The sequence below is a fragment of the Humidesulfovibrio mexicanus genome, assembly GCF_900188225.1.
GTDB classification, from domain to species: domain Bacteria; phylum Desulfobacterota; class Desulfovibrionia; order Desulfovibrionales; family Desulfovibrionaceae; genus Humidesulfovibrio; species Humidesulfovibrio mexicanus.
Genome location: NZ_FZOC01000001.1, coordinates 666,926 through 678,467 on the forward strand (window position 1 = coordinate 666,926; position 11,542 = coordinate 678,467).

Below are 11,542 nucleotides of genomic sequence, written 5' to 3' on the forward strand. Positions count from 1 at the left end.
ATGCGGTTCTTCGAGAAAATGCGCGGCTCGGGAACCTGCCCGCCCGTGGTGCGCCCCCTGGAGACCCTCTCGTCCTTCCTGGGTTCGCTGGCTGGCATGGCGCTGCTGGGCTGGCTGCACGCAAAGCTGGCCGACCCGGCCGGACTGGCGCTGCTCATCGGCTCATTCGGGGCCTCAGCCGTGCTGATCTTCGGCGCGCCCAAGAGCCCACTGGCCCAGCCGCGCAACCTCGTGGGCGGGCACGCGCTCTCCGCGTTCGTCGGGGTGAGCGTGGGGCTCGCCCTGCCAGAGCCGCTGTGGCTCACGGCCGCCCTCGCCGTAGCCACGGCCATTGCGGCCATGCACCTGACCAGAACCCTGCATCCGCCGGGCGGGGCCACGGCGCTCATCGCCGTCACAAGCGGCCCGGCCATCCGGTCCCTGGGCTACGTGTATGTGCTGTGTCCGGCGCTGGCCGGGGCGCTCATCCTGCTGTCGGCCGCGCTCCTGACAAACGCCCTCACCCCCGGCAGACGCTACCCGGAATACTAGTGGTGAGCCTCAGCTCCCGTCTTGCTGGGCCCGCACGGCCTGCACGCCCTCGGCGTAGGCCCGGAACACGGCCCGGCGGTTCAGCACGCCCAGAAGCCGCCCATCGCCTTCACCGCCAGCGGTCGCGGCCAACACGGGCAGTTGCGCGCAGCCGCTCTCCACGAACTTGAGCAGGGCGGAATACACGTCTTCGTCCGGCGTCACGAAAAACAGCGGCCCCATGATGTCCCGCGCCACCACCAAGTCGTGCAGTTCCTCCCGGAACACCAGGGCGCGCGCCTTGTGCAGCTCCACCAGGCCGCACAGGCGGCCGTCCGGCCCACGCACGGGAAAGGTGCGCGCGGGGCTGTTGCGCATCAGGTCGGCCATCACCCGCAGGGTGGACCCGGCCTCCAGCACCACGGGCAGGCAGGGCATGTAGCGCCCGTCCACAACGGTCTTCTCCAGCACATTCACGGTGGCGTCCGCCGCGTGGGCGGGCGAATCGAACTTGCTCTCCACCTGGTTGTCGTAAAGCGACACCTTGCGGCACAGGGCGATGCACAGGGCCGAGGAAAGCATGAGCGGGGCCAGCAGCCCGTACCCGCGCGAGAGCTCGCAGACCATCACCAACGGGCCGATGGGCGCCTTGGCGATGCCGGAGAAGAAGGCCGCCATGCCCACCAGCACATAGCTGCCGGGTTCGGGCGCGATGTCCGGCCAGCGCGCGTGGGCCACCTGCCCCACCACCCCGCCGGAAAGCCCGCCCACGAAGAGCGCCGGGGCGAACATGCCGCCGCTCATGCCCGAGCCGATGCTCAGGCTGGTGGCCAGGGTCTTGGCCAGCACCATGCCCACCAGCAGCATGACCGGAATGTGCCCCAGCAGGGCCATTTCCAGCCAACCGTAGCCCCCGGCCAGGGCCGAGGGAAACAGTGCGCCGGTGCAGCCCGCCAAGAGCCCGCCCAACCCCAGGGTCCACATGATGCCCAGGCGCTCGCGCACGGGGGCGAAAAGCCTGGTCTTGCAGGCGCGGAAGCTGCCCATGAACAGGTACGCCGCGCCGGAACAGACCACGGCCATGAGGGCATAGAAGAGCAGCTCGCGCGGGTCGCGGAACTGGAAAGCGGGCGCGGCCAAAATGGCCTCGGACCCGAAAAAGAACGTGAACACGCTGTAGGCGGTCACCGAGCTCATGACCGCGGGCAGGATGGCCTCGGCCTCGAAGTCCTCGCGGTACACCACCTCCACGGCGGTGAGCGCCCCGCCAAGGGGGGCGCGAAAAATGGCCCCCATGCCGCCCGCCGCTCCGGCCAGGAGCAGGATCCTGCGCTCGCGGGCGGAGAGCTTGAGCCGCTGCGCCAGCCAGGAGCCCACTCCGCCGCCGATCTGGGCGATGGGGCCTTCCCTGCCCGCGCTGCACCCGCTGGCGATGGTGAGGATGGAGGCCAGGCCCCGGATGACAGGCACGCGTGGGGGCACCAGCCCTCCGGCCCGGTGAAAGGCCCGGGTGGTGGCGTCCGTGCCGTCGGTGCCGGCGGTGACGGTTTCGGGCACATAGCGCTGGATGAAGAAGCCCGTGAAAAGCCCGGCGGACAAGCCGAACAGGGGCACCAGCCAGGGCCGCGGATCGCCCTGCGGCATGTGGAACAGGCGCTCGCCAGCGGGGCTGGGGAGCGGCATACCGGCCACATGGCGCAGCAGATAGCCCTGCAGCCACTCCACGGCGGCGAAGTAGCCGCTGGCCGCCAGCCCGGCGGCAAGGCCCACGGCAACCCCATAGGCCAGCCAGCGCCAGGAATGGGCGTGCCGCAACGAGCGCAGGACATCGGCCAGCGCGGCCCCCAGGCGGGTGATGCGGGAAATCGGCATGGGCTTGGCTACCCCCGTCCGACTTGAGAAGTCAACGCCGGATGCTTGCTTTCGCCCCTGGCAGCACGTATTGATGCCAATTGTCGCCCCCTCGTGGGGCAAAGGAGCGTATCATGACGCAATGGTGGCACTGGGTCGGATTCAACCTGCTGGTCCTTGTCCTGCTCGCCTTCGACCTGGGCGTGCTGCACAAGAACCACCGCGAGGTGGGCGTAAAGGAATCGCTCTGGCTCAGCTTCGGCTACTTCGTGCTGGCGCTCTGCTTTTCCGGGGTGATTTTCCACTTCGAGGGGCGCGCGGCGGGGGTCGAGTTCCTCACCGGCTATCTCATCGAAAAAAGCCTCAGCATCGACAACATCTTCGTGTTCGTGCTCATTTTCACCCATTTCCAGGTGCCCAAGAAGGCGCAGCACACCGTGCTCTTCTGGGGCGTGCTGGGCGCGCTGGTCATGCGCGCGGCGCTCATCCTGGCCGGAGCCGCGGTCCTCTCGGCCTTCCACTGGGTCATTTACGTGTTCGGGGCCTTCCTCATCCTGACCGGCGTCAAGATGCTCATGACCATCAACGAGGTGCCGGACCTCTCGGGCAACCGGGTCACGCGCTTCATGCGCAGGCACTTCCGCGTCACCGAGGGCTACGAGGGCGAGCGTTTCGTGGTGCTGCGCGACGGTGTGCGGCTCATCACCCCGCTGCTCATCGTGCTGGTGCTGGTGGAGTTCTCGGACGTGGTCTTCGCCCTGGACTCCATCCCGGCCATCTTCGCCATCACCAAGGACCCGTTCCTGGTCTACACGTCCAACGTGTTCGCCATACTGGGCCTGCGGGCGCTGTTCTTCGCGCTGGCGGGCATCATCCACCGCTTCCACTACCTCAAATACGGGCTGTCCATCGTGCTGGTGGTGGTGGGCGGCAAAATGGTCGTCAACGCCGCCTTCGGGCACGTCATCCCCACCGAGTGGGCGCTGCTGCTCACTGCGGCCATCATCGGGTCCTCCGTTGCGCTCTCGGTGTACCGCACGCGCGGCCTGCCCGCGGAGGCGGCCGAAACCGTCATGCCGCGCGGCTGGGTGCCTGGCAGCCCGCCAAAGGACGAACCAGGCGCAGACAGGAAATAGCCGGACCCGACCGCCACGGCAGAAAAACGCCCCGGCCGTCCGAACAGGACAGCCGGGGCGTTTCATCGCCGCAGCGGCGCACGGCCTAAGGGAGCAGCGCCCCGTCCCGCGAATCGGCCCGGTTTTGAGCCTCCCAGGCGGCCAGCGGCAGGCAAAGCAGCAGCGCATCGCGGCCCATGTACCAGAGCATGGGCGCCGCTTCCTCCGGACTTGAGGTGAAACAGCCGCAGGCCACGTTCAAGCCCCGCGCGTAATTGAAAACAATAGCCGCGAAAAAAGCCGCCAACAGGCCGAAGGACAGGAGCACGGCCGCGCGGCTCCACAATCCCGTATACAGGCACAGGCCCAGCACCAGCTCGAACCAGGGCAGCCAAAGGGCGGTCAGGTTCACCAGGGCCTCGGGCAGCAGGCGGTAGTCGCGCACAATGCCCGCAAAGGCCTGGGGATGAATGATCTTGTCCGCGCTGGCGTACAAAAACACCACGGCCACGGCCATGCGCAGCAGCCAGGCCACGGACTCCCAGGGAAAGCCGCCGGGCGCTACTTCTTCCCGCAATCCCGGCATTGTCCCTCCGGAGCGCCAGCCGCCCGCGACATGGCCCCGCCCTTGGCCACGGGAAGGCGCTCGGCCTGCCACAAGGCCCACCCGTTCTTGAGCTCCACCACGTTCTTGACCCCAGCGCCGCGCAGGTGCTTGGCCAACGTCGCGGCAAGGGTGCAACGCTCACCATCGCAATAGGCGATCACCGCGTCCTTGCCGGCAAGAAGGGGCTTGATGTCCTGGAACTGCGAGGCGAACTCGCGCGGGGGCAGCCACACGGCCCCCTGGATGTGCCCCATCTCGTATTCCAGCTGCGAACGGGCATCGAGGAACACCGCCCGGCCGGACAAAAAGAGCAGGGCCGCGTCCTTGACGCCGATCTCACCGGAGGCGCCCACCGTGACGGCGCTTTGGGCCGCGTGAACGAGCGGCAGGCCGTCCGGCCGCAGGGCGTTGCTCCCGGCTGCAAGAACGCCGGACAGGGCGATGATGCCCAGGCATTGGCCAATGATTCTTGAAGCATGACGCATGGCAGGTCTCCGAAACGTGTCCATCCCAAATCCCCGCGCAGCACGGGGCCCCGCTTCAAACGAGGCGCAGCCTATTCCAAGTCCAGGGGAAACGCAATTTGGCGGCTGCCCTACCCCGCCGCAAGCGACCAAGCCACTGCCAACGCCGCGCAGAGCGCCCCCACCGCGACAGGCGGCAGACGCAGCAGCGCCAGCAGGGCGCCTGCGGCCAGAACCACCGCGACCCAGTCCACGCCGCCTTCAAATCCACCAGGGAGAAAAACCGCACCCCCGACAAGCAGACACAACTTGAGCAGCACCCCGACAAGGGCCGCGCCGATGCCGACCGAGGCGGCCCGGACACGCGGATTCGCGGCAAAGGCGGCGGCATGGGGCGCTACGCCAAGGGCCAGGAACAATCCGGGAAGCAGCAAGCCCAACACGGCCAGCACCGATCCCAGAACCCCCGCCGCTGCCTGCGGCAATGCGCCAGGATGCGCCCACCCGGCAACGAAGCCCACGTGCTCGGCCACCAGGGCCAGCGGCCCCGGAGCAATGGCCGCCAGGCCCAGACCCGGCGCGAGCTGTGCGGACGAAATCCATCCCTGCCGCTGGACCACATCGGCCAGGGAGGCCAGCACGCCCCAGGCACCGCCGAACGCGAAGGCACCGGTGCGCATGGCCAGGGAAAACAGCCTGGGCAGAATGGAATCCGTCCCGAGCAGCAGGTGCGCCGCCCCGGCGAGCCCGATCCAGACCCCCGCGAACAGGGCGGCCAGGCGCAAGCCCCGCCGCCAGACACCGGCATCGGCGGCGATGGGATTGCGTCGGCTTCCGCCTTCGGCTTGCGCCCCTTCCACCGGATCGAGCCCGAAGAGTTCCGGCCGCAGCCCGCCCAGCCACAAGCCCATGAGCGCGGCGGCGATGACGATCCCCGTGAACTTGAGCCGCAGCCCCCAGCTCATGAGAAAACTGGCTGCGGCAAAGGCCCAGAACACCGGATGCGCAAGGCGCGAGCGCCCCATGCGCCACAGAGCCGACAAGGCGAGCGCCACGCCCATTGCGGACAGGCCGGTCAACGCCGCGTCCATCTGCCCCTGCCACGCCGCAGCCGTTGCGCCCCAGGTCAGGGCCAGCAGCACCAGCACCCCCGGAAGCGCCCAAAGCGCCCCAGCCAGCGCACCTCCGGCAGGACCGCGCAGTTCCCTGCCAAGGCACACAGCAAGCAGGAAGCCCTGCGGACCGGGCAACAACGCGCAGGCCCCGCGCAGGCGCAAGAAGGCCGCATCGTCCATCCAGCCCAGCCTGTCCACAAGCTCCCGGCGCAGCCGTCCAGCCTGGGCCGCGCCACCGACAAAACCGACGCAGCCCAGCCGCAGCCAACACCGGACGAAATCACGCAAGGAGATCGAACTGCTCATGGACGACCTGTGCCAACTTTGGCCGCTGCTGTCGAGTGCAGCCCGCGCTTCCACGTACAAAACCCTGCACATCACATGTGCACGAACATGCACAAAACCAGATGATCCTGTAACCGCGTGGCGCATTTGCTCGTCTTATTGGTTGGCACGAAACTCGCAAACAGCGTTTCAATCGCTTGACTTTACGCCAGGATGTGAGCCATGCCAAACACCGCCAATCCGCAGCCGGTCCACACGCGGCCCCCTGCCGCCCCACGGACCCGCACCCAGGAGACCAACTTGAATTTCAGAAACATGTTCCAAGGAAAGCGCAGGGTCGCCATTCTCGCCTGCGTCCTGCTGCTCGGTCTCGGCGTAGGCTGGCAGCAACTGCGCGGGTCCAAATCCGAAACCGCCTACAAGACGACAAAGGCGGAACGCGGGGACATCTCGTCCACGGTCACCTCTTCGGGCACCATCAACCCCGTGGTTACGGTCACTGTGGGCACGCCGGTGTCCGGCATCATCAAGGAACTCTTCGCCGACTACAACTCCCCGGTGAAAAAGGGGCAGGTCATCGCCCAAATCGATCCGGCCAGCTACCGCGCCCAGGTGGACCAGAGCCGGGGCAGCTACCTGAACGCCAAGGCCAATCTGGACAAGGCCAAGGTCACCCTGGCCGATGCCGAACGCACCTTGCGGCGCTATCAAAATCTGGTGAAGGACGGCTCGGTCTCGGTGAGCGACTACGATTCCTACGCCACGGCCGCCGCCTCGGCTCAGGCGGCTGTGACCGCCGCGCAAGGCAGCGTGGACCAGGCCAAGGGCGCCTTTGACCAGGCCAAGACCAACCTCGACTACACCACCATCACCTCGCCGGTGGACGGCATCGTCATCTCCCGCGCGGTGGAGGTGGGGCAGACCGTCACCGCGAGCATGTCCACCCCGACGTTGTTCACCATCGCCCAGGACCTGACCAAGATGCAGATCAGCGCCACGGTGGACGAGTCGGACATCGGAAAAATCCGCGAGGGCGGCGAAGCGAGCTTCACCGTGGACGCATACCCAGAGACCCGCTTCACCGGAGTCGTGACCCAGGTGCGCAACGCAGCCACCACGGTCTCCAACGTGGTCACCTATGCGGTGATGGTCGGCGTGGACAACCCGGAGTTGAAGCTGAAGCCCGGCATGACCGCAAACGTCACCTTCACGGCGGAATCGCGCCAGGGGGTGCTCAAGGTCGCCACCGCGGCCTTGCGCTTCCGTCCCAAGGGGCCCAATGGCAAGAGCCTGCCCACGGCCAAGCTTCCGGCAGGGCACAAAAACGTCTACGTGCTCCGCAACGGAGCGCCCCAGGCCGTGGCCGTCACCCTCGGCGTGGGCAACGACAAGGACACCGAAATCCTGAGCGGCGCGCTCAAGGAAGGAGACGAAGTGGTGTTGGAGGCCCTGAGCGCCAGCGAGGCCAAAACGGCGAGCAATCCCCTGGGCGGGGCTCGCGGGCCGGGCATGGGCCCCCCGCCGCGCTAAGGCCCACGTTCGCGCCAACGACAAAGGGGGAGCTTTTGCTCCCCCTTTTTTTCGCCGCTGCGCGGAGTCCTGGTGTGATGCAAAGGGGCGGAGCCCCCCGGTCCTCAGCGCGGTGATGCGGCTAGCATTCGCCATCCAAAAGAAAACGCAGGGCCTTACCCGCCCGCGTGACCTTGAACTCGACGATTTCATAGGTGGCCGCGCCCTGGGTGACAAAGGGATCCTGCTCCAGCACGGCAGCCAGTTCCCAGCGGCTCCCCGCCTGGGCCAGGATGATCCCGCCGCTGCGCGGCTCGCGCGGTCCGGACAGCAGAAATATCCCGGCCTGGTAGTTGGCCTCCAGGAACTTGCGGTGGGCGGGCAGCAATTCGTCGATGACCTCAATGGGCTTTACGTAGTTCACGTGTACAAGAAACATCTGCTCTCCTGGGTTGGAAGGGGTGGCGTTCTCGACCTTGTACGGCGGAACCCGGCCAGGACTCAAGGTGTTTTCGGGAAGAAATCCCGGAAATCGCGGGAAAGAGGCCCTCGGACGGGCAACGGGTCATTCCCCGGCTGCTGTTGCAGGAACCGAAAGCCGCGCGGTCTTGAGGGCCAGCACGCGCCCGGCCGATTGCCGGATGCGCTCCGCACTGACAGCCCCCTCGGCCACGAGTTCCATGAGCGTGTCCAGCGCCCTGCGGGCGATGTCCGGGTCGTGCTCCAGGTTGTTGCCAATGAGCAGCACGTCGGCTCCGGCGTTCACCGCAAGGCCCAGCGCCTCCTTGAAGCCGTATTGTCCGGCCACGGCGCGCATCTGCAGATCGTCGGTCACCACCACGCCGGGGAAGCCCAACCGTTCGCGCAGCAATCCCGTGACGACCGCCTTGGACAGGGTGGCCGGGCGCCGGGCGTCGAGCTTGGCGTTGAACACGTGCGCGGTCATGACCATGTCCGCCCGCCCATCGCGGATGAGCGCGGCGAAGGGGGTCAGTTCGGACTCGGTCCAAGTGGCCGTGATGTCGGTGAAGCCGAGGTGGCTGTCGGCCGTCGAAGACCCGTGGCCGGGAAAGTGCTTGGCCGCGGTGAGCACGCCCTGAGCGTGCAGGCCTGCGGCGAAGGCTCCGGCGCACACCGACACGCGGCCGGGGTCCGGGGAAAAGCTGCGGCCGATGCCGCCAATGACCGGGTTGGCGGGATTCACGTCCACATCGCACACCGGGGCGAAATCCAGGTTCAAGCCCGCACCTCGCAGCATCCTGCCCGTCGCCGTCCCGGCCTCGAAGGCCGCACGGCCCAGGGCGTCGTGCTCCGGGCAGAGCTCGGCGGCAGCGGGAGAGTCCGGGAACCCGTTCGCGGCCTTCAGGCGCTGCACACGGCCGCCCTCCTGGTCCACGGCGATGAACAACGGCGGCATTGCCGCGTCGTGCGCGGCCTTGGCCAGGGCGGCCGTAAGCCTCGCCACCTGCCCGGGGTCGACGATGTTGCGGCCGGGCGCGCCGCCCAGCGCCGCATCGCGGTCGAAGAGGATGACCCCGCCCAGGTTCAGCTCCGCCACCTGCCGCAAAATGGGCAGAGGAGCGCCGGAGGCGTCCCTGGGCTCGGCCCCGCGAAAGCCCACCAGCAGCATCTGCCCGGCCTGCCGCCGCAGTTCCGCGGAAGGAGGCTCAGGCCGCGTCAGGGCGCAGCCCTGGGCCAGGGCGACCAGCAGCAGGACTGCGGCCAGGCGGACATGGCGGCGCATGGGCTAGATCCGCTCGCCGCCGAGCGAGAAGGTGCTCTCGATGTCGTAGCTGGAGATGACGCGGTAGGAAATGAGCGTCTCCGTGCCGGTGATGCCCTGGATGAGCAGCATCTTCTCCGTGACGATGGCGGCCAGATCGTCGTTGTCCTTGGCGCGGATGATGGCGACCAAGTCATAGCGGCCGCCCACGGAATGCACTTCGCTGATGCCCTCGATGGCCACCAGCTTCTGGGCCACCACGTTGATGGCCGTGGGCTGGACGTGCATGAGCACGATTGCGTTGGTCATGGCGATCCTCCGTTGCGGCACACTACCGCTTTGCCTCGGCTTGGTCAAAGGGGATGCGGTTTGGCGGGCGCAAAAAAGGGGGAACGGCCGCTGCCGTCCCCCCTTTGCGTGTCCTGGTTGCACGGGCTAGTTCAGCAGATCCTGGCGGACGATCTCCACCTTGACGGTGGCGCGCAGGTTCTTGAGCAGGGCCTCGAACAGCTCCTGCCGGAAGGCCGCCGCGCCCTGGCTCATCCACAAACGTTTTTCCTTGTCCCACTCGCCCTCCGGGGCGGGGATGCGCTCGCCCACGCGGGCAAGAACGACAGCATCGGGCAGTTCATAGGGCTGCTTGAGCCACACCCCGGCAGCTCCGGAAAAGATGTCCTGGACGAACTGCGGGTTTCCTCCGGCCAGGGCGATTGCTCCCTGGCGGTCCAGCGGGGAGCTGGTCCTGATCTCGGCCTTGTGCTGGGCCATTGCGGCGGCGGCATCGGCTCCGGAAAGCTGGGCGAGCACGGCCTTGGCCTTTTCCAGGGCCAACTTGCGGGTCTCCTCGCGCCTCACTTCGGCCAGCACCTTGTCCTTCACGGACTCAAAGGGCAGCACGGCCTCCGGCTTGCCTTCGATCCTTTCGGCCAGCAGATACCCGCGCGCGGGCTCCATGGACAGCGGGGTCTTGGCGCCCTCGCCGTCGGCCAGGGCGAACAGGGTCTCCGCGGCCTCCTTCTTGAGGCCGAACTGGCTCTGCACGGACGCCATGTCGAGCATGTCGCTCTTCTGGGTGGCCAAGCCAAGCTTCTGGGCAATCTTGCCCAGTTTGACCCCGGCGGCGATCTCGTCCATGCTCTGGTCCAGAATTTCATTGATCTTCTCGCTGGCGCGTTCCTCGGCCATGCGCTTGCGCAGTTCCGGGGCGGCTTCCTCAAGGGCCACCTTGCCCGCCGGGCGCGCGGCCTCAAGCTTGATGAGGTGCCAGCCGAACTGGGTGCGGACGGGTTCGCTCACCTGTCCAGGCTTGAGCGCCTTGGCCGCGTCCTCGAAAGGCTTGACCATCGCCCCCTCGGCGAACCAGGGCAGCTCGCCGCCCTTGCTTGCGCTGCCGGGGTCCTGGGAGAACTTCTTGGCCAAGGCTTCGAAGCTGGCGCCCTTCTTGAGCTGCTCCTGAATCCCCTTGACCGTGGCGAGCACCGTGTCCGCGACGTTCTGGGGGGCGTTTTCGGGCACCTGCAGCAGAATGTGCCGGGCGCGCAGCTGCGCGGGATGCTTGAAGGCGTCGGCGTTGGCCTCGTACTGCTTGCGCACGTCCTCGTCGCTCACCTTCTGGGCGGCGGCCAGGTCGGCGATGCTGATGGGGAGATACTCCAGACGGATGCGCGCGGGCTCCTTGTAGCGATCCTTGGAGGCCTCGTACTGGGCCTTGAGCTGCTCCTCGCCGGGGTTCACCTCACCGGCCAGGGCCGCAAGCGGAAACGCCAGGGTGTCCACGCGCACGGTCTCGCGCGCCCACTGGAACAGACCTTTGGCCTCGGGCTCGGAGACCCAGGCGGCCACGGCCGAAAAGCCCTGCAGCTTCTGAATGATCTGGCTGGTCTTGAGCTCGTCCTCAAAGACCTTGGGCGTGGTGCGGTTCTGGGCCAGGGAATTCTTGTAGATGGCGGGATCGAAAGCCCCGTTGGCCCCGTGGAACGCCGGGATGCTGCTGATGACCGCGCGCAGTTCCGGCGCGGACACGGTGACGCCCATGTCGCGGGCGGCGGCCAGCAGCAGCCTGGTGTTCACCAGTTCGGCCAGGATGGCCTGCTTGAACTGGGGCGTATTGAGCTCCTCGGCGCTGGCGCCGGGATTCTGCCGGCGCATGGACGTGACCGCGTCCTCGTAGGCCTTCTGGAACTCGCGGGCGCTGATGGCGTCCTTGCCCACATAGGCGACCACGGGCTCCTTCTTGTCAGAGAAGTTGCCCATGCCGAAGTAGAACACGAACACGACGATGATGATGCCGAAGGCGATCTTGATGCCCCAGCTCTGGGCGTTCTGGCGTAACCTTTCGAGCATGGTGTCTCCGGTGCTTGGCG

Annotated in this window: 11 protein-coding genes; 3 read left to right on the forward strand and 8 right to left on the reverse strand. The window is 67.4% G+C overall.

Annotated elements, in window-relative coordinates; genetic code table 11:
* Window positions 1-531 (forward strand): HPP family protein, encoded by a 531-nt coding sequence (locus CHB73_RS03160; protein WP_089271971.1) that lies wholly within the window; start codon window positions 1-3, stop codon window positions 529-531.
* 9 nt (window positions 532-540) lie between these two features.
* On the opposite strand, the gene CHB73_RS03165 is transcribed toward CHB73_RS03160, so the two are convergent.
* Window positions 541-2,382: a chloride channel protein gene (locus tag CHB73_RS03165; protein ID WP_089271973.1), complete on the reverse strand. Its 1,842-nt coding sequence runs from the start codon at window positions 2,380-2,382 to the stop codon at window positions 541-543.
* Between the two features lie 113 nt (window positions 2,383-2,495).
* On the opposite strand from CHB73_RS03165, the gene CHB73_RS03170 reads away from it, so the two are divergent.
* Entirely contained in the window at window positions 2,496-3,497 is a 1,002-nt protein-coding gene (locus CHB73_RS03170; RefSeq protein ID WP_089271975.1) for a TerC family protein, read from the forward strand.
* An 85-nt stretch (window positions 3,498-3,582) separates the two neighbouring features.
* Here CHB73_RS03170 and CHB73_RS03175 read toward each other — a convergent pair whose 3' ends face one another.
* From CHB73_RS03175 to CHB73_RS03185, 3 genes are all read right to left on the reverse strand, one after another.
* Complete coding sequence (locus CHB73_RS03175; protein WP_089271977.1) at window positions 3,583-4,062, reverse strand: MauE/DoxX family redox-associated membrane protein; 480 nt, start codon at window positions 4,060-4,062, stop codon at window positions 3,583-3,585.
* Entirely contained in the window at window positions 4,038-4,568 is a 531-nt protein-coding gene (locus tag CHB73_RS03180; RefSeq protein WP_089271979.1) for a rhodanese-like domain-containing protein, read from the reverse strand. Before CHB73_RS03180 ends, CHB73_RS03175 begins: the two co-directional genes overlap by 25 nt.
* A gap of 110 nt (window positions 4,569-4,678) precedes the next feature.
* Window positions 4,679-5,968, reverse strand: a complete 1,290-nt coding sequence (locus CHB73_RS03185; protein ID WP_179216869.1) for a chromate transporter — start codon at window positions 5,966-5,968, stop codon at window positions 4,679-4,681.
* Between the two features lie 279 nt (window positions 5,969-6,247).
* Here CHB73_RS03185 and CHB73_RS03190 point away from each other — a divergent pair, with 279 nt between their 5' ends.
* Window positions 6,248-7,477: an efflux RND transporter periplasmic adaptor subunit gene (locus CHB73_RS03190; RefSeq protein WP_235641488.1), complete on the forward strand. Its 1,230-nt coding sequence runs from the start codon at window positions 6,248-6,250 to the stop codon at window positions 7,475-7,477.
* A gap of 121 nt (window positions 7,478-7,598) precedes the next feature.
* On the opposite strand, the gene CHB73_RS03195 is transcribed toward CHB73_RS03190, so the two are convergent.
* From CHB73_RS03195 to CHB73_RS03210, 4 genes are all read right to left on the reverse strand, one after another.
* Window positions 7,599-7,895, reverse strand: coding sequence for a YciI family protein (locus tag CHB73_RS03195; protein ID WP_089271983.1), 297 nt, complete (start codon window positions 7,893-7,895; stop codon window positions 7,599-7,601).
* Window positions 7,896-8,021: 126 nt separating this feature from the next.
* Window positions 8,022-9,200, reverse strand: coding sequence for a glycoside hydrolase family 3 N-terminal domain-containing protein (locus CHB73_RS03200; protein WP_089271985.1), 1,179 nt, complete (start codon window positions 9,198-9,200; stop codon window positions 8,022-8,024).
* A 3-nt stretch (window positions 9,201-9,203) separates the two neighbouring features.
* Entirely contained in the window at window positions 9,204-9,488 is a 285-nt protein-coding gene (locus tag CHB73_RS03205; RefSeq protein WP_089271987.1) for an Lrp/AsnC family transcriptional regulator, read from the reverse strand.
* A gap of 126 nt (window positions 9,489-9,614) precedes the next feature.
* Window positions 9,615-11,522, reverse strand: a complete 1,908-nt coding sequence (locus CHB73_RS03210; protein WP_089271989.1) for a peptidylprolyl isomerase — start codon at window positions 11,520-11,522, stop codon at window positions 9,615-9,617.
* Window positions 11,523-11,542: the final 20 nt, after the last annotated feature.

Excerpts from the sequence above, each read along its gene's own strand:
- CHB73_RS03210 (WP_089271989.1), bottom strand. The coding sequence starts at position 11,522 with ATGCTCGAAAGGTTACGCCAGAACGCCCAGAGCTGGGGCATCAAGATC.
- CHB73_RS03165 (WP_089271973.1), bottom strand. The coding sequence starts at position 2,382 with ATGCCGATTTCCCGCATCACCCGCCTGGGGGCCGCGCTGGCCGATGTC.
- CHB73_RS03185 (WP_179216869.1), bottom strand. The coding sequence starts at position 5,968 with ATGAGCAGTTCGATCTCCTTGCGTGATTTCGTCCGGTGTTGGCTGCGG.
- CHB73_RS03205 (WP_089271987.1), bottom strand. The coding sequence starts at position 9,488 with ATGACCAACGCAATCGTGCTCATGCACGTCCAGCCCACGGCCATCAAC.
- CHB73_RS03180 (WP_089271979.1), bottom strand. The coding sequence starts at position 4,568 with ATGCGTCATGCTTCAAGAATCATTGGCCAATGCCTGGGCATCATCGCC.
- CHB73_RS03160 (WP_089271971.1), top strand. The coding sequence starts at position 1 with ATGCGGTTCTTCGAGAAAATGCGCGGCTCGGGAACCTGCCCGCCCGTG.
- CHB73_RS03170 (WP_089271975.1), top strand. The coding sequence starts at position 2,496 with ATGACGCAATGGTGGCACTGGGTCGGATTCAACCTGCTGGTCCTTGTC.
- CHB73_RS03200 (WP_089271985.1), bottom strand. The coding sequence starts at position 9,200 with ATGCGCCGCCATGTCCGCCTGGCCGCAGTCCTGCTGCTGGTCGCCCTG.
- CHB73_RS03175 (WP_089271977.1), bottom strand. The coding sequence starts at position 4,062 with ATGCCGGGATTGCGGGAAGAAGTAGCGCCCGGCGGCTTTCCCTGGGAG.
- CHB73_RS03195 (WP_089271983.1), bottom strand. The coding sequence starts at position 7,895 with ATGTTTCTTGTACACGTGAACTACGTAAAGCCCATTGAGGTCATCGAC.